This window comes from Bartonella queenslandensis, from assembly GCF_018155095.1.
Classification (GTDB): domain Bacteria; phylum Pseudomonadota; class Alphaproteobacteria; order Rhizobiales; family Rhizobiaceae; genus Bartonella; species Bartonella queenslandensis_B.
Genome location: NZ_NAAI01000003.1, coordinates 162,706 through 181,147, shown reverse-complemented (window position 1 = coordinate 181,147; position 18,442 = coordinate 162,706). Strand labels below are relative to the sequence as shown.

Here is an 18,442-nt window from a genome sequence, read left to right as displayed (position 1 = left end):
GAAATATTTTTTCTCTTCTTAATTCAACTTCTTTGACAGATTATCAAATTCCATTAAAGTCTCAAGCAATCTTTGTAAATCATCAATTTTAACCATATTGGGTCCATCAGAAGGTGCATGATCTGGATCTTGATGGGTTTCTAAAAAAATACCGGCAACCCCAACAGAAACAGCCGCACGCGCTAAAACTTCAACAAATTGACGCTGTCCACCAGATGAAGCTCCCTGCCCCCCAGGTTCTTGAACAGAGTGTGTGGCATCAAAAATAACAGGAGCCCCAAATGAACGTAAAATAGGTAACGAACGCATATCCGAAATCAGTCGGTTATAACCAAATGATGTGCCTCGCTCACAAAGCATAACATTTGGATTACCACTGTGAATAACCTTTTTTAAAACATTCTCCATATCCCACGGAGCTAAAAACTGACCTTTTTTAATATTAATAACACATCCTGTTTTGGCGGCTGCTACTAAAAGATCTGTTTGACGACATAAAAAAGCAGGTATTTGTAAAATATCAACCGTAGAAGAAACAATTGTACATTGTTCTTCGGTATGTATATCCGTCAATATGGGACAATTAAACTCTTTTTTTAAATCAGAAAAAATGGCCATTGCTTTTTCAAGACCAATGCCACGTGCCGCACTCAAAGAGGTTCGGTTGGCTTTATCGTAACTTGATTTATAAACAAACCCGATACCCAGCTGATCGGTAATTGTTTTAATACGACCAGCCATTTCAAAAGCATGATCGCGACTTTCCATCTGACACGGTCCTGCAATTAATGAAAGAGGCATTTCATTTGCAAAAATAATGTTTCCAACTTTTACACGAGCATTTGGTTTCGTCATTTTATCCCTCAAAAGCAAAGTAACCAAATTGACATCTTAAACCAATCGGCTTTGTTCTACAGCAGCTTCAATAAAAGAAGCAAAAAGCGGATGTGGATCAAAAGGACGTGATTTTAGTTCTGGATGATATTGAACACCTATGAACCATGGATGATCTGCATATTCTATCGTTTCCGGCAAAATACCATCGGGAGACATGCCAGAAAAAATCAAACCACACTGTTCTAACTTATCTTTATAATCAATATTGACCTCATAACGATGACGATGTCGTTCAACAATCTTTGTCATTCCATAAATTTGAGCAATATGACTTTGTTCTTTTAATTCAGCAGCAAAAGCACCAAGGCGCATGGATCCACCAAGATCACCATTTCTTGTCCGTTTTTCAAGAACATCGCCTTTGAGCCATTCTGTCATTAAACCGACAATTGGATTTTCTGTTTCACAAAACTCACTTGATGAAGCATTCTCAATCTGTGCAATATTGCGTGCAGCTTCTATACAAGCCAATTGCATTCCAAAACAAATCCCTAAAAATGGAATTTTACGCTCTCGCGCAAATTGAATTGCTCGAATTTTTCCTTCTGCCCCTCGAACCCCAAAAGCCCCAGGAACCAAAATTCCATGCGCTTTTTGTAAAGCTAAAACGGAATCTTCTTTTTCAAGAAGTTGCGAATCAATCCACTCAATATTAACTTTCACTTTATTCGCTAAACCACCATGCGCAATCGCTTCGATAAGAGATTTATAAGCATCCTTTAAGCCAATATATTTTCCTACAATAGCAATCGCAACTTCTCCTTCTGGATGGTGAATGCGATGCGTAATATCTTCCCAAAGATTCATCTGAGGAGGAGGAGCCGTATTGATTCCAAAAGCGCAAAGAACTTCAGAGTCTAAACCCTCTTTATGATAGGCCATAGGAACATCATAAATTGTTGGCATATCTAATGCCTGAATCACAGCATTGGCGCGAACATTGCAAAAAAGTGATAATTTATACCGTTCTGTTTCTGGAATAGACCGGTCTGCTCGCACAAGCAAAATATCAGGAGAAATACCAACTGATTGCAATTCTTTAACAGAATGTTGTGTTGGTTTCGTTTTTAATTCACCTGCCGAGGGAATATAAGGCATTAATGTAAGATGGATATAAACGACATTTTGCCTAGAAAGTTCATTACCAAGTTGACGAATCGCTTCTAGAAAAGGCATGGCCTCAATATCACCAACCGTTCCACCTATTTCACACAAAACAAAATCAAATTCTTCATTTCCCGTCGTAATAAATCGCTTAATTTCATCTGTAACATGAGGAATAACTTGAACTGTTGCCCCCAAATAATCACCCCGCCGTTCTCGTTCAATGATATTGCGATAAATACGCCCTGTTGTAATATTGTCTTGGCTATTTGCAGAACGCCCAGTAAAACGCTCATAATGACCAAGATCAAGATCTGTTTCCGCACCATCATCGGTTACAAATACTTCACCATGTTGATAAGGTGACATCGTCCCTGGATCAACATTTAAATAAGGATCAAGTTTGCGAAGACGTACACGATAGCCACGAGCCTGTAATAACGCTGCTAACGCCGCCGCTGCGATGCCTTTTCCAAGCGAAGAAACCACACCACCAGTAATAAAAACATAACGTGCCATGGGCTTATGGTGATAAGCAATTTATAATGATTTTTCCAGAAAAAAATGCAAAAAGAAACAATTTTTCCTCTAAAATAAAAAAAGGTGAAAAAATCACCTTTTTAAAAGTCTATATTTTCTTCAAAAAACTATTTTGTATTGCTATCCGGAACTGGATTTTCAAGAACCGGTGGAACTGGGTTTTCCATTTCAGGCTTTGTAGACTGTTTTTGTCCCTGTGGAGAATCTGAAGGACCTCCTAGCTGCTCAAGAATAGAAGGTTGAGACTCACCATTTGATGATGGGACTGATTCTGAGCCTTTATTGGTAGAATTCTGCTCTGAATTAACCGGTATGCGCTTTAAAATATCAGAACCAGAATTTGATATACTTCCCACAACAATAAGTCCGATGGAAACAACATAAAAACAACAGGCTAAAATAGCTGTCAAACGTGTTAAAGGGTTTCGAGACCCACGGGTTTTCATCAACCCTGAGCTATTACTCACACCAAGCCCACCACCTTCTGAGGGTTGGATTAAGATAACCCCAACTAAAGTAATCACAATCAATAAATGAATAACAATAAGTACTGTTTGCATAAACCCTGCTCTTAAAATATCTCTTTCACGGTTATTTATACATAAATAACACACAATCCAAGGGGAAAACTCAAATTTCTCTGCTATAATTTACGACAAACATCGCAAATAGTTAAAAAATCAATCGCTTTTAAGCTGGATCCACCGATCAAAGCCCCATTAACATGAGGAATACTTAAAAGCTCAAAGGCATTGGATGGCTTTACAGATCCACCATAAAGCAAACGTATCTTGTTTCCTTCATCACCAAAACGAGAGCACATCTTATCACGAATGAAATGATGCACTTTTGCAATATCTTCTGAAGTTGCTGTATTGCCAGTACCTATCGCCCAGACAGGTTCATAAGCGATAATGATATTCTCTGCTGTTGCATCATCTGGTAAAGATCCTTCAAGCTGCTGCGCAAGAACATCCATGACTTTATTATTATCGCGCTCCTCCAATGTTTCACCAATACACACAAGAGCCACAAGACCTGCGCGCCACGCTGCTTGCACTTTAGCACAGACAATTGCATCATTTTCCTGATACACCGTACGACGTTCCGAATGCCCAATAATAACGTGGCTTGCTCCCGCTTCTTTAAGCATAAAAGCTGAAATATCTCCCGTATAAGGACCATGATCATCAAAGTGACAATTTTGTCCTCCTAAAAGGAGATTTTCACCATCCAATGTATCAGAAGCACGCGATAAAAGCGTTGCAGGAACACAAATGAGCGCTTCAAACAGATGACCGAAATCAGAGCTAACGCCTGTAGCAATGGCTCGTAACTCTCCAAGCGATTCTCTCATTCCATTCATTTTCCAATTTCCAGCAAGAAAAGGCCGAATATTTGGAGACATATTTTCACCTCAAGAGCTCTTAGATATTTTGATTTACCTGTAGTATCAAATTATAAAATGAAAGCAAGTCTTTAAAAGCTTGCATCTTTCGTCTCTTTATTGCAAATTCCACTCCTGCTTTGGTAATAATTTATGTTTAAAATGGAATTGAACAATGCTTGACGTCATAAGAAGTGCTGCAAACTCTTGGATTTTCAGAATTTTCCTTGCTATTTTACTCTTATGCTTCATTCTCTTATGGGGAATACCACAGTTACACACAAAAAGTGAAAGAGATCTTATTACTTCTGGAAGATCCATAGTCACTATCGATGATTATCGTCTCGCACTTGCCGATCAAAGCGCACGTTTAGCACAGGCAGCTCATCTTGGACGAATGTTTACACCAAATGAAATGCAGCAATACCAAATTCCCGCTTTTGTGTTTAATCAATTGCAACAAAATGTGCTGCTTGATGAACAAGCCCGTAAAATGAAAATAAGTCTTTCAAAAGATACAATCGCTCATACGATTGGTTCTGATAAGATGTTCCAGATAAATGGTATATTTGATAAAAATTTATTTTATAACTATCTTCAGCATTTACGTATCAGTGAAAGTGCTTTTCTTAATTATTATACCAAACAAGAAAAGCGTAACCAACTTATTGCTGCTTTACTTTCTGATATGAAAGCACCCAATCTCTTTTACAAGGCACTTGCTCTTTATCAAGGAGAAAAGCGGAGTGCTGATTATTTCATTATTGATCTAAAAGGGCAAACAATCGCTGATCCTGATCACGAAACACTGCAAAAATGGTTTGAAACACATCAAAATGAATTTCGTGCTCCAGAATACCGCACTGTCTCTTTGTTATCTATGGAACTTTCTGATTTCATAAAACCTCAAGATATCTCAATAGATGAGGCAAAAGCCTATTATACCCAAAATGCTTCACGTTTTATAACGCCTGAAAAGCGCACATTCGAAGAACTGAGATTCTCCACACGCGAAAAAGCCGATAATGCAGCAAAAAAAATAGCCAATGGATTGAGTTTTGATGAACTGATAAAAGCTGAAAAAAAGACTCTTAATGACATCAAAAAAGGTCCTCTTGCAGAAAATGAACTTCCTAATCATCTCGCATCTGAAATTTTTGAACTCCAACAAGGACAAGTCAGTCCTGTAATAAATGACCTACAGGGACCTGTTCTCATTCGCGTCACACATATTGAACCTTCAAGATCTCTTCCTTTTGAAAGTGTAGAAGAAAATATTCGCCAAACACTTGCCAAAAATCGTGCGACTGAGGATATCCGTAACAATTATATCGCCATTGAAAATGCTCGTTTTGAGGGCGCTTCTCTCAAAGAGCTTGCTGAGCAATACAGATTATCTCTGCGCACAATTACCTTTGATAAAACAGGCAAAACGCTTGAAGGTGAAATCCTCACAGATTTGCCTCAAAAAGATACTTTGCTCAATGTCATCTATCAATCAAATGAAGGAGTTGATCTTGATCCTCTCTCTTTTCAAAATGGTGGATATCTCTGGTATAAAGTCGATAAGATTATTCCTTCCCGCGATAAAACACTGGAAGAAGCTAAGCTAGATGTTCTTTCTCAATGGAAAAGTGAAGAAATTCAGCGCCTTCTTGATGAAAAAGCCCAAAATGCTCTCAAACAGCTTACGGAAGGAAAAAGTCTTGTTAGCCTTGCACGGACACTTGGTGTTACAAAACAAACAACGCCTCTCCTCCGGCGTCAAGATCCCTCTGAAATCCTTGGTGTTGAAGGGATTAAGGTATTGTTTTCTGGTCTCAAAGGTCATTATGGCATCATAAAAGGTCCGGTTGCAACAAACCGTATCATTTATCAAATAAATGCTGTAATGATGCCTAAAGACATCACGCCTCATACTCTTTCATCTGAGATTAGGGCTAATATAGATATGATGATAAGAGAAGATCTCAAACTCGAAATGCTACAAATTGCCAATAAAGAACATCCTTTGGAAATTAATAGCAAAAATTACAATCAGATCTTTAACACTCTCCAATAAAAAGGGTAGACATAATTTGAAAAGATTATCTGATAGAATTTTTATCAGCACTTCTTCTATAGTGGAAAAGGTAAGATCGATCTCTTGTTTGCTTAGTCTCTTAAGATCAGCATTATAATTAGCTCTCTCGCAAATCAGTATATGTGTTGAGTTGCGAGAAAATAGTCAATGGATATGTGGATTCCGTTTTTTTCAACGCAATAAACAATATTATCCATCCCAATTAAGCAATAAATCTCATCCCTATTATCATACATTTATAGATCGTCATATTGTTACTCTTGATATTAGTTCATAAGGAGCCTATTGCTTCTTCCTTAAATGACTTGCATTGACACACCCAACTTATGATATGGAAAAAACTATTTTAAAAATTCATTCTAAACATGATCTAAAATGAGGAAATCTCTTTTACTTCAAGGCTCTTATTCAATATGAAAAAAAAACGAACTTCATGATAGATCAATATTTTTCATATATCATCACAGTCATCAATTGTGGCTTCATCATTTTAATTTTTCAAAAATGAGCATTTTTTTATAGACTTAATAGGAAGCCAAAATAGCTTCTTTCATAATAAAATGGAAATTTTATTTTACTTGCAAATAAGACGCGACCAATATATTCAGAGCACTCAATATCAAAATTCTTCATCAAATGAACCAATCTATTAAGTTTTATCTTATGTTTTCTTTTATTGGCTAATGCATTGATTTATTATAAATAAGATAGTGTTATCCATATGAATAAAAATCCTTAATACCGTAAGCTTCTTTTATTCTAAATCTGTTTATGATTGAATCAATCAAAACCTCCTGCTTGCACGTTATAAGCCGAACTAACGTTTGGATACACATTAAAGAAAGGGCATTCCTCTTTGTGAAGAGTGCCAAGGGTTTTCGCAATAGTGGAAGCTGATCGACTCTAACAATGGTGCTGGCTTGCCCTTCAACCATCCAGTACACCATACTTTCAAGGCCTTAAAACTTTTTACTCTTTTGCATTCATAGAAAAGAACTATATCAATGTTTTTGATAACAAAGAAATCATTTGGAGTTACAATATCCTCTTTTATTTTTAACATGAAAAAAATAGTCTAATTTTAACGCAGTCATATTCTTTACGATATTTTTGGAAAATGACCGCTTATTGCTGCTCTTGTTATCAACCAATAGCGATGTATCAATGACAGAGTTGCACTTTCTTGAAAAATTTCACCCCCCAGCTGCATAGCCTTTTGAAGAGAAGCCGGTATAATGACCAATGGAAGAAATGCTGGCTTAAGAGCTCTAGGTAAAGCACAAGAATACGCGTAAAATTTGCTATAATGATCGCGTGATAATGCTACCATAGCTTCAACAATATCGCCCTTTTGTTGATCACTGAGATGATGAGAGTCTAAATCCTTCCTATTCACCCCTACAGCCTTCAGCATATCAGTAGGTAAATAATAGTGATATCGTGATTGCATGAATGATAAAAGACGTAATACACCGCTGAATCCTTGAGCAATCCCTCCATGTTCATAGATATCTGTAAAATCTTGTGTGGCATCAGGATCTAATATCTGACAAGAAAGCTGTAAAATTATGCTTGCTGTCTCACCACAATAATGCTCGAGATCATGAAGCGTTTCTATTGGGTTGTGGTAAAGATCTAAAATTTGCGCATCGAAATAACGTAAAAAAGCTGTCTTTGGTAAATTAAAAAGAGTCATTGCTGCCAATAAATCACTCAAAATCGGATTATTTCCACTCATTTGCATTTCACCATGCGCGATAGAATCATACCACCAGCGTAATCGTATTTCTCCGATGAATGGATCATGGACACTTTCACGAATACGAGAAATCTCAGCATTAAATGCGTAAAGAGCGGCCAATGCTTTGCGCTTTTTTTTAGGTGCAAATAAAACTGATATATAGCGATCACGATCTATGTTTCGTAAAATATCAAGACAATAAGGAAGAGAACCTATCATTCTATGAACCTATTAACGTCGCTTTTTTAGCAATTAAATTAATATTCTCTTTTTATTCATCTTAAAAAATGAGAGATAAGAAAATACAGCTCATAGAATAAGATTTTTAAATGTGTTTCTTAACTGTATTATAAATTTAAATTTCTTTTTAGTGCCTTTTCTTTTCAAAAAGAAATTTCTTTTAAATTAAATAAATCATTTTTTTGATAAAATTTAGCTTATAGGATTTAAGCTTTTATTTGTCGTAAAAAAACAGCTAAAAATGAACCGTAACATGCGTGATGAAACTTAGAACAACAAAAAACACTTTTTTACCAAATAGATCACAATGTACTCTTATAGAAAATTCATTGATCACAAAGACTTAATTAAATTATTGACCTCTTCCTGCCTCCTCAAAAGATCAATCTGTTAAAAATGATATGGTTCAAGCTATGCATAAAAAGGACAAAACTTCCTTTCCGCACTAGTCTGTCAAAAATCCAATTGATCTTGACATGCTCCTACTGCTCGTAACAAATTAATATATAATATAATTTTTCCTTTTGTCTGTTGAATGAAAAAAACTAAGATCACATGGTTTTCTTATTTTAAATCTATCCCCTTCCACGTCACATGCGGAGCGGGTGTGTAAATACTATTAAAAAAGGAATAAAAATGCCTCTTATGGTCGCCTCACGCGCCAGAGGCTTATCACCTTATGCAATACACTAAGCATTTCAAGCTAACCCAACTCTGAATCGTTGCTGCTGTATTAAAAATATACTTAATATGTTAATTTGTATATACTTATGCTCCTTATATGACCGCCTTAAACGACGTCATTTTGCGGCACAATAAAATTAATAATACGCGTCTTTTATGGCTAGGCGAGAATATTTATTTTATTAAACAATACTTTATTCTACCGCAAATAATAAGGCTGCAACAGCGCGATCTTCGGCCAATAAAACATTAAATGTACGTACCGCAGCTCCCGTACCCATTGTATCTGATGAAATACGCTTTTCCCATAAAAGGCTCCGTAACTCTTCAGGTAATCGTAATAATTCAGTTCCAGTACCTATTAATAAAACTTCAATCTCATTTGCTTCTTCTAAAACACGAGATAGATCCCCTTGGGTGGGAATAGGTCCTGCCATATCAATGCCATAAATTCCTGACGGGACACAAATAATAGAACCTCTATGTGACATATCAGCAAAACGAAATCCACCATTTCCATAAGCATCAATAGGCGCACGACTTGGAAAATGTGCTTCACGAATTTGAATTGCATCGGACATATAATAAGCACCTTTTATTTTTGAAAATTCACTTGTCTTTTACTTCTCACTATAAAAGTTAAGGGTAATACAAACATCGATATGTTAACCATAGCCTATCAGAATATTGAGGTAGAAATTTCTACTATAAAATCTTGATTGAATCATACAAAAACACATGAAAAGTTAGCAAGAACCTGCGATTAAATGCTATACTCATCTACGTTTTAAAAACTTTCCTCAACTTAGTTTAAAAGTGAAAAAATTCTCTTTATGGAAATAAGGATCTTGTTTAAAGAACAGAAAAATTTGCCGTAATACCCCATAAATAAAGCAACTATTTAAATCATCTACAGAAAACAAAGACACCATTTTCTGTAGTGATTGTATAAAACCATTCCTCTTAATGAAATTGTCTTTGTATTTTAATATTTTTTATAAAAATGCTTTTAAAAACAGTATAAATTGCATTCATACTTTAAGATGCATTTTCTTTATTTTCCTTTGATAGAGCTTTTTTCTCTTTAGAAATACTCACTTTTTCTTTCTTTGTCGTTTTAGAATTAGACTTTTGGGAAGTTTTTTCTTTAACATTAAACTTTGATTTTTTTTCTGCAATCGGCTCACCTTTAACCCGCACATCAGCTAATGTTGAGCGAATAACACGAATATTTATACCCTCACCAATTTCAACCTCTAATTCACCACTCTCATCGTGAACTTTCGTAATCTTGCCGATAATACCACCACCTGTTATAACTGTATCACCACGCCGTACTGCGTTAAGCATTTCCTGACGCTTTTTCATTTGTGCACGCTGTGGACGAATAACAAAAAAATACATAATTGCAAAAATTAAAATGAGCGGGAAAAAGCCAACAAATGAAATTCCACTGGAAACATCGCCTGCACTTTGAGCATAAGCGTTCGTAATAAACATTTTTATCTCCTATAGTTAAACTTCAGGTATTATTTCCCACTCTATTAAAATAAAATTCCGATTCAGAAAAACTTTCCTAAAGAATTTATTATAAAAAAGTGATGACGAGATAATGTAATCTCAGCTTGATAAAAATGCAATAAATCCTTAAGAGACAGAATACAATAAGAAAAATCTTTAAAAAACAGATTTATTTCTCTCTATTATATATCCTACAATGAGAAGCCTTCTCACTCACTTAATAAATTGATACAAAAAAATTTTTGTAATGGAAAAACTCTAATTTATAGAGATAATTCATTATTTTTAATGTTAAAATGATAGCGCTAAATATCGTAAAACTCTTTTGTTTAAATTCCATTGAATTCATCCAAATGGTTTTCTTGCACATCACACCTGTGAAATAAACATGGAAAGAAAAATTATTTATGATAGGAAGTCAAATATCTCTTTTCATGCCTCCTCTTAAATGCAAAAGCAATCGGAACATTGAGCGCTGACAGATGATAATAGGTACTATCGTCTTATACCTTCATCAACACAAAGATGATCATATCGAATAAACTCAAGGAACTCTCTTTTCAAGTAATGATTTCCTGCTGATACATTAGATTAGACATAGGCAAACAGATTAGATATGGGCAAACGCCTTTCAACGATCGAGCATAATGATAAAATACATGAAGCACATCAATACTTTATCAAATGTAAACAGCTTTGAAAAAAGTAGCACCACAACAGATTAGTTATTCGACTCTTCAATCATTGCTTGGTATTTTGAATCATCGACAAGAGCAAAGCAAGCAGAAAGATCATGTTATTGCAGAATTAACTCCGAAAGCAGAAGATTAAAACGTTCTGATACGTGCCTATTGGTTTAAGAAAACAAATTGTTTTTCATAAGATTTCTATAAATCTATAAGATTATTCAAACTTAACGTCATCAATAAATTAGTTTTCTAAATATTTAAGAGGATCAACTGGTAATGAATTCTTACGCATCTCAAAATAAACACGTGGCGTTTTAACATTTCCTGAAACACCCGACTTAGCAATCTCATCACCCCGTCTTATCCTTTGTCCTTTGTTAACAGTAAGCTTACTATTACATCCATAAATAGTGATAATATTATTTTCATGTCGAATCATGACAACATTACCCAGCTCTTTTAATCCATCTCCCGCGTAAATAACGACACCATTTTCTGATGCCTTTACCGATGATCCTTCAGGCACAGCAATATCTATTCCTCGATTCATTACTGTTCCTTTTTTTTGACCAAACTGGCTTAATAAACGCCCTCGTACTGGCCAACGCATTTTAGAAATTCCTGTGGCTTGCGGCGTCTTAATATTATCTGTATTCGTAACAGTACCTGATAAATCAGATTCATGGTTCAATTGCACCATCTGTTGAGAAGAACTTTTTTCAGAATTTGACCTGTTCATCTGTGCAGAAGTTGGTGTTGTTACAGGAGCTTTATATATAGGAGAAGTCTTCTTCGGCTTTATAGAAGACCTCACTCGAGATTGAGATGAAGATTCTGCTGTTGACGTTGCCCAATCGTTACGACTGGGCACTTTTGAAGTTGCTAATGTACGCCTGCTTGGAAGTACAAGAACCTGACCGATATAAATGGAATTGCTGTTTATACCATTTGCTGATTTTAATGCCTCAACATTAACCCCTACTTGTCGTGCAATACTGAGCAGTGTATCTCCACTCTGGACAATATAAGAATTCCGCCGAAAAATAGGAGAGTTATCCATTTGTGAACGGGAAAGCGTTCCAAGATTACGTGGAGGCCCCCCCATAATGCGACCATCAGAAGAATCTACCCTACCTTGCTGTGGAGAATTATAAGGAGAATTGTTATCGATCAACGAATCATTACTTGGTTCCACAGGTGGTAATTCACTGCTTTGTATCATATCCCCACCGTACGATAGCATTCTCGGATCTGTAGATATAGAATTCGATATATCTGATTGAGATGATACCGTATGATGAGAGAAAACATTGGAAAAACGTTGTGTCCCAGAACTACAACCAGAAACAATAGTTGCTACCGCTAAAAAAGTCATTTTCTGAAAATTATGCCGGAAAATATTATCCAAAGCTTTTAAACACATCGTTTTGCTCACTCATCAATACTCAACTCACTCCATTAAAGCTTTTTTAAATTACCGAAGAGTTAAAATGAGATGTTTTATTTATAAATATCTTTAGTTAAGATCAAAATGAATTTAAAGAAAATAAAAAAGTGAAATAATTTGCACTATTTCTTAAATCTTAAAAATTAAAGTATCTCCGCAATACCTTTAATAAAGGGATGATAACGGACTTGAAACAATTCTAAACACTCGAATCGACTACCAATTTTTGTATAGCGCGTCACCGTTTGTACCCCTTCATCAGGTCCTATCGCCTGAATGAGAATTCCATTTTCAGCTAAAAGTTCTAAAAATTCCTTGGGTTCATCAGAACGTGATGGCCAAACAAGAATGCGATCAAATGATCCCAAACCTGTCACACTATGACTTCCATCAATCTGCCGTATAACAATATTTTCAATACCCAAAGTTTGAAATTTTTGGCGTGCCAAATCAACAAGCGTTTTATAACGATCAACCGTTGTCACACGGTCACTCAGACATGCCATAAGAGCCGTACAAAAGCCAGAGCCTGTACCAATTTCTAAGACACGGTGCTTTTTTTTCAATGATAGTGCCGAAAGAATCAAGAGTTGTTCTTCCAAACGTTCCATATATTCACCACACTCAAGGGGAATAACTTTATTATCATAAGCACTATTAAACCACGGAGCAGAAACAAATTGTTGACGCGGAATTTTCTCTAATGCCGAAAAAAATCGCACGTCATCAATGCCTTTGCTACGCATTTTCAGTACAAGAGCAGCCAACTCCTCACGAAATTGTAAAATACCCTTTTGTCCCATCGTATCATTCACTCTCTAATGGAGGTGTACTTTTATCGTCTCTAAAAATCGATTCTTTTAAAATGGCAAAACTTTGCGTTTGCATATCATTCCCTATTTGCAATAAACGCATATTGTTTCTCCTTTCAAAAAATTAAGCAGAAATACAACGCATGCCTCCCATATAGGGTTGTAAAACATCTGGAACAATAATTGATCCATCAGCCTGCTGATAATTTTCAAGCACAGCAATAAGACAACGGCCAACAGCTGTACCAGAACCATTAAGGCTATGAACAAAATGCAATTTTTTATCACCTTCTTTACGATAGCGAGCATTCATACGTCGACCTTGAAAGTCTCCACAAACTGAACAGCTAGAAATTTCACGATAACATTCTTGACCAGGAAGCCAAACTTCGATGTCATAAGTTTTACGTGCTGCAAACCCCATATCCCCTGTAGAAAGAACCACTGTGCGAAAAGGCAAACCAAGCCGTTTTAATATATCTTCTGCACATTCTGTCATACGTTCCAATTCCATTAAAGACTGCTCTTCACTGGTAATCGAGACCATTTCTACCTTCCAAAATTGATGCTGACGCAACATACCACGCGTATCACGACCGGCTGCTCCCGCCTCTGAACGAAAACAGGGTGATAAAGAAGAAAATCGCAGTGGTAAATCTGATACTTCAAGAATTTCATCGTTGACCAAGTTGGTTAATGGCACTTCTGCTGTAGAAATAAGCCATCGGCCATCTGTTGTCTGAAAAAGATCTTCAGCAAACTTCGGCAATTGGGCTGCTCCGTAAACAATCTCATCACGAACAAGAAGAGGCACAGAAACTTCTGTATAACCATGCTCATTGACATGCACATCAAGCATAAACTGTCCTAATGCACGTTCTAGACGTGCTAACGCCCCTGAAAGAACTGTAAAACGCGTTCCAGACAAACGACTAGCGCGCTCAAAATTCATCTGCTTGAGATCTTGACCAAGATCAAAATGCTCCTTTGGTGTAAAATTAAATGTTGGAGGTGTACCAAAATGTCGAATAACGACATTATCACTTTCATCTTTACCTTCTGGAACATCATCCAATGGAATATTGGGAAGTGCTGAAAGAATTTTCTCAAGACTCTCTGTCAGCTGTTTCTCTTCCGCTGTTGCAGAAGAAAGAAAGACTTTAATCTCTTCCACTTCAGCTCTAAGACTTTCAGTCATTTTCTGATCAGAGAGAGCTAAAGCTTGTCCTATTTCCTTTGAAACTGCATTGCGACGTTCCTGCGCTAATTGCACCTTAGCAACATGTGACCGGCGTGCAAAATCAAGTTCTATTAACTTTTCAGCTTGTGGCTCAAGGCCTCTACTTACGAGCGCTTTATCTAATTTCTCAGGATTTTCACGAATCCACTTAATATCAAGCATTAAAATTCCTCATTTATATTATTTTTATTCTATATTGTTTTTACTCATTTTTCATCGCGTATGATTATACACTTTTCTTAAGTGGATTTTCTTCTCTTTTCTATACCGTAAGCAATTAAAATTGAGATCTCATAAAGCGCTATCGCTGGTAAAGCTACTGCAAACATCGTAAAAAAATCTGACGGCGTTATCATTGCCGCAATGATAAAGGAGAGCAGAGTAGCCCATTTTCGCTTAGATACCAAATCATGAGACGTTAAAAATCCAACTTTTGTTAAAAGACTGATGACAAGAGGCAATTGGAAAATCAAACCAAAAATTACGATAAACGACGTCATAAAGCCCAAATAATCAGAAATACGCACTATAAACTCTATTTTTAAATGGGCATCTGGAAGAAATTGTTGAGAAAGACTAAACCATAGTATTATGGGTGCCAATAGAGCATAAACAAACGCTCCTCCAATACAAAATAAAATAGGACCACCAATGAGAAATGGTAAAAAAGCCATGCGCTCATTTTTATAAAGCCCTGGTGCAATAAAACTATAAAATTGAAAAGCCGTATAGGGAAAAGATAAAATAATTCCCCCAAAGGCAGAAAGCTTCATCTTCGTTAAAAAAGTTTCCCATACTTGTGTTGATTGCAAACGAATACTCTCAGGGGACCCTCCTGCTATTTTCATTGCCCACTGATACGGCCATAGTAAAAAATTTAAAATATAATCTTTAACAAGAAAACACATCATAAAAGCGATCATAAATGCAACCAAAGCAGAAATAATTCGCTGACGAAGTTCAATTAAATGTTCTAAAAGTGGTGCCATATCGGCATCAAATTCATCTTTTTTTACATTCATGACACATCTTCTTTTTCTTTATCTTTAGGAGAAACAGAAATGTTTTCAGAATGATGAGAAGCTATAGAGACTGTTCTATCTTTCTTGATTACCTTTTGATCACATTCCAAAATTTCTTTATCTTTTTTTGATTTATGGTGTGTTGCCTTAACATCCAAATTATCGTGAATATCCTCTAATGTATTTTGAATGGAATCAAAAGTCTCTGCCAATTTCTTGCTTGAATCGTTAATATCCGAACATGTTTTTTGCAAATCATCGCGCTCAATTTGTTTTATTAAATCATCAAACTGGTGCCGAAATTCATTTGCTGTTGAATACACATACGCCCTTACCTTTGCTATTGTCTTGAGTATTTTAGGTAAATCTTTCGGTCCAATGACAATGATGAGAACAAGTAAGATTACGACAAACTCTGGTCCATCAATCCCAAACATCGCTTATACTCGACTTCCTCATAAAAAATAATGCACAATGATGATGACGTTTTTGTTATTTGATACGATGTTTTTTAGCAACAGATGCCTTGCCTCCTTTAGAGTCAGAGGAAGCCTTTCTGCGTGTTGCTGTACGTTTTACTGATAATGGTTGTGATTCTCCATCAATTATTTTAAAAGTATCAGCTATTTCAACTTTATCTTCAACGCCCCCCTCTTCTTCCTTCATAGTTTTTTTAAAGGCTTTAATTCCTTTAGCAACATCGCCCATTAATTCAGAAATTTTACCGCGCCCGAAAAGCACAAAAATAAGCAATAAAATTACAATTAAATGCGTTGGTGAAAAAATATTACCCATTACTCTCTCTAACTTTATGCTTTTAAATCTTATCTTACTTATTCATACTTCCTCTGAAGAATGTATCAAATAGCGTATCTTACTTACATATTTTCCTCTTACCTTAAAAGCAATCACACGCTTTTAAGGTAAATGGCATAAACAAACTTCTATCCTCTCATCCCTTGTTTAGCATATTATAATACAAACCATTCAAAAATTATAAACGACTTCCTATAAAATTCAAAAGGCTTAAAAACTTTTCTAAAGAAACCTCATATAATCTCTTGGACTGCTTATCTTCCTGCAAATACTGTATCCAATGTCTTTTCTTTTAAAAACGGTATCGTACGTGAAATTGTAAATATCTCTTCCCAATTAACTTTACCAATGAGAATAATATCATAACCTTCTATAAAAAATTTACATGTATCTGAAAATTTTCCGAAAGTATATTCCCTAGATGAGCTTTCTTTGACACATCATTGAACATTAAAGTTTCCTCAACACTCATCTCTTACGAATAATATTTTCAATAATTCTTTGCGTTGCAGGAATCCTGTTATCAATTTTTTCATAAGCAATATGAGCAATGACCATTGTCAATCAATCAGTCAAATTTTTAAAAGGTGCAACATCATACTTTTCTAAATATTAAGTGTGATACCGCAATATGAACTCGCTCAAAATGCATATGAGGCAACATTTGTGCACGTAATCATATCTGGAAATATGTTTTATTAACCGTATAAAATATATTCATTTATAAAAATCATTCACTTGCGCTTCACAAACAAAGTTAGCAGAGAAAGATAAAAGCTATTAAAATATTTCTTATAGACCAGCTCAAGTGTCAAGAGCGTTAGCAAATAAGTCACAATATGAGGGATATGACGATGCCAGCTTTCATCTTTATTAAGTCAAAGAGCTTCCATTGAAATGTTTACCCTCTCACTGTCCAACTTTCATATAAAAGATTTAAACGTATAAAAGATTTAAAATCCTCGTAAATAAATGCCACCATGACATTCATATTTTATGTGTATAATTTTTTGATGAGAACCTTATTTGATTTCTACAAGAAAAATTTTTATGGATATCAATTCTATTATTCTATGCTAATAATCTGATATCGTTATCCATATGATAGAGTTTCTTCCATGAATTATCGGCATATTTATCATGCTGGCAATTTTGCTGATGTTTTTAAACACATTATTGTCACCCGCATTGTAGAATATCTCAAACGCAAAGAAAAAGCTTTTCGCGTTATCGATACGCATGCTGGTATTGGTATTTATGACCTCTCTTCTTTAGAAGCCCATAAAACAGGAGAGTGGCGCGAAGGTGTGCAAAAAATTTTTTCAACGCCTATCCCAGAAGATTTAAGAGCACTCCTTCACCCATGGTGTGATATCATTGATGCCCTCAATAAAGGGAAAAAAGAAATTGTATTTTATCCTGGATCTCCTGTTCTTATTCGTCAATTATTACGGAAACAAGATCGCCTTACCGCAATAGAATTGCACAATGAAGATTACTATATTTTAGCAAAAAATTTTGCCGGCGATTATCAAACAAAAGTTCTGCATTTGGATGGTTGGCTTTCTTTAAATGCTCATTTACCACCAAAAGAAAAACGTGGATTTATCCTTGTTGATCCCCCCTTTGAAAAAAATGGAGAATTTTCCCGCCTTATTGAAGGATTAATGAAAGCCTACCGCCGTTTTTCTGGAGGAATCTACGCTTTATGGTATCCTGTTAAATATGACAGAGAAATTGAAAGTTTTCTTCATGCGCTTTATCAAACAGGAATTCCTAAAATTTTACAGCTTGAAATGCGTATCCGGAAAAATTCAAATCCACCTACAATGAATGGAAGTGGGATGATTATTATCAACCCTCCCTATCTTTTAGAAGAAGAAATGAAAAAACTCAGTCCCTTTCTTATCAGCCGTCTTGGACAAGATAAAAATGCAAAAATAACGCATAAGTGGCTTCAAAAAGAACATCTATTAAGTTAGATTTTTCCCCTCATATTTTCCTTAAAAATACCCTTTTGTAAGATACAAAGGCGATGAAATTCTATTATTTTTTAGATAATACCAATATATAATATAGGAATGATAAGCTTATAACGATTACGTGAAACATAGAATATTAAAGCTATTGAGCACCACCATCTCTTTATATCTCATAAAAGAGATAGATCAGCTCAGTCATACTTTTGCTAGCCCTCAATGTTGCAATAGTCGTTGGCA

The 18,442-nt window shown here is 35.5% G+C and carries 15 protein-coding genes and 1 pseudogene; 3 read left to right on the top strand and 13 right to left on the bottom strand.

Annotation, left to right across the window (positions count from 1 at the left end; genetic code table 11):
• Positions 1-18 precede the first annotated feature (18 nt).
• From kdsA to tpiA, 4 genes are all read right to left on the bottom strand, one after another.
• Positions 19-855 (bottom strand): 3-deoxy-8-phosphooctulonate synthase, encoded by an 837-nt coding sequence (kdsA, locus tag B5V81_RS03310; protein WP_212112106.1) that lies wholly within the window; start codon positions 853-855, stop codon positions 19-21.
• A 36-nt stretch (positions 856-891) separates the two neighbouring features.
• Positions 892-2,520 carry a CTP synthase gene (gene pyrG / locus B5V81_RS03305; RefSeq protein ID WP_212112105.1) on the bottom strand — a complete coding sequence of 543 codons (1,629 nt, stop codon included), beginning with the start codon at positions 2,518-2,520 and terminating at the stop codon, positions 892-894.
• A 128-nt stretch (positions 2,521-2,648) separates the two neighbouring features.
• On the bottom strand, positions 2,649-3,101 hold the full coding sequence (gene secG / locus B5V81_RS03300; protein WP_212112104.1) for a preprotein translocase subunit SecG: 453 nt from the start codon (positions 3,099-3,101) through the stop codon (positions 2,649-2,651).
• An 83-nt stretch (positions 3,102-3,184) separates the two neighbouring features.
• Positions 3,185-3,949, bottom strand: coding sequence for a triose-phosphate isomerase (gene tpiA, locus B5V81_RS03295; RefSeq protein ID WP_212112103.1), 765 nt, complete (start codon positions 3,947-3,949; stop codon positions 3,185-3,187).
• Positions 3,950-4,103: 154 nt separating this feature from the next.
• Here tpiA and B5V81_RS03290 point away from each other — a divergent pair, with 154 nt between their 5' ends.
• Positions 4,104-5,990: a peptidyl-prolyl cis-trans isomerase gene (locus B5V81_RS03290; protein WP_212112102.1), complete on the top strand. Its 1,887-nt coding sequence runs from the start codon at positions 4,104-4,106 to the stop codon at positions 5,988-5,990.
• Between the two features lie 1,120 nt (positions 5,991-7,110).
• Here the strand turns inward: B5V81_RS03290 and B5V81_RS03285 are convergent.
• The 3 genes from B5V81_RS03285 to yajC all read right to left on the bottom strand — a co-directional run bounded on the left by B5V81_RS03285 (position 7,111) and on the right by yajC (position 10,176).
• Positions 7,111-7,971, bottom strand: a complete 861-nt coding sequence (locus B5V81_RS03285; protein ID WP_212112101.1) for a phytoene/squalene synthase family protein — start codon at positions 7,969-7,971, stop codon at positions 7,111-7,113.
• An 899-nt stretch (positions 7,972-8,870) separates the two neighbouring features.
• On the bottom strand, positions 8,871-9,257 hold the full coding sequence (locus tag B5V81_RS03280) for an Mth938-like domain-containing protein (RefSeq protein ID WP_039759927.1): 387 nt from the start codon (positions 9,255-9,257) through the stop codon (positions 8,871-8,873).
• 457 nt (positions 9,258-9,714) lie between these two features.
• Entirely contained in the window at positions 9,715-10,176 is a 462-nt protein-coding gene (yajC, locus tag B5V81_RS03275) for a preprotein translocase subunit YajC (RefSeq protein ID WP_212112100.1), read from the bottom strand.
• Between the two features lie 631 nt (positions 10,177-10,807).
• On the opposite strand from yajC, the pseudogene B5V81_RS09155 reads away from it, so the two are divergent.
• A pseudogene (locus tag B5V81_RS09155) lies at positions 10,808-11,022 on the top strand (antA/AntB antirepressor family protein); the annotation flags it as partial.
• Between the two features lie 105 nt (positions 11,023-11,127).
• Here the strand turns inward: B5V81_RS09155 and B5V81_RS03270 are convergent.
• From B5V81_RS03270 to tatA, 6 genes are all read right to left on the bottom strand, one after another.
• On the bottom strand, positions 11,128-12,309 hold the full coding sequence (locus B5V81_RS03270) for a M23 family metallopeptidase (protein ID WP_212112099.1): 1,182 nt from the start codon (positions 12,307-12,309) through the stop codon (positions 11,128-11,130).
• A gap of 167 nt (positions 12,310-12,476) precedes the next feature.
• Positions 12,477-13,136 (bottom strand): protein-L-isoaspartate(D-aspartate) O-methyltransferase, encoded by a 660-nt coding sequence (locus B5V81_RS03265; protein WP_212112140.1) that lies wholly within the window; start codon positions 13,134-13,136, stop codon positions 12,477-12,479.
• A gap of 133 nt (positions 13,137-13,269) precedes the next feature.
• Complete coding sequence (serS, locus tag B5V81_RS03260; RefSeq protein ID WP_212112098.1) at positions 13,270-14,547, bottom strand: serine--tRNA ligase; 1,278 nt, start codon at positions 14,545-14,547, stop codon at positions 13,270-13,272.
• A 77-nt stretch (positions 14,548-14,624) separates the two neighbouring features.
• Positions 14,625-15,407, bottom strand: a complete 783-nt coding sequence (gene tatC / locus B5V81_RS03255) for a twin-arginine translocase subunit TatC (protein WP_212112097.1) — start codon at positions 15,405-15,407, stop codon at positions 14,625-14,627.
• Entirely contained in the window at positions 15,404-15,844 is a 441-nt protein-coding gene (locus B5V81_RS03250) for a twin-arginine translocase TatA/TatE family subunit (RefSeq protein ID WP_212112096.1), read from the bottom strand. The genes tatC and B5V81_RS03250 overlap by 4 nt, the downstream gene beginning before the upstream one ends.
• A gap of 55 nt (positions 15,845-15,899) precedes the next feature.
• Positions 15,900-16,202 (bottom strand): twin-arginine translocase TatA/TatE family subunit, encoded by a 303-nt coding sequence (tatA, locus tag B5V81_RS03245; protein ID WP_212112095.1) that lies wholly within the window; start codon positions 16,200-16,202, stop codon positions 15,900-15,902.
• Between the two features lie 1,139 nt (positions 16,203-17,341).
• Between tatA and B5V81_RS03240 the strand changes: the two genes are divergently transcribed.
• A complete protein-coding gene (locus B5V81_RS03240; RefSeq protein ID WP_212112094.1) occupies positions 17,342-18,205 on the top strand; it encodes a 23S rRNA (adenine(2030)-N(6))-methyltransferase RlmJ in 864 nt (287 codons plus the stop codon).
• Positions 18,206-18,442: the final 237 nt, after the last annotated feature.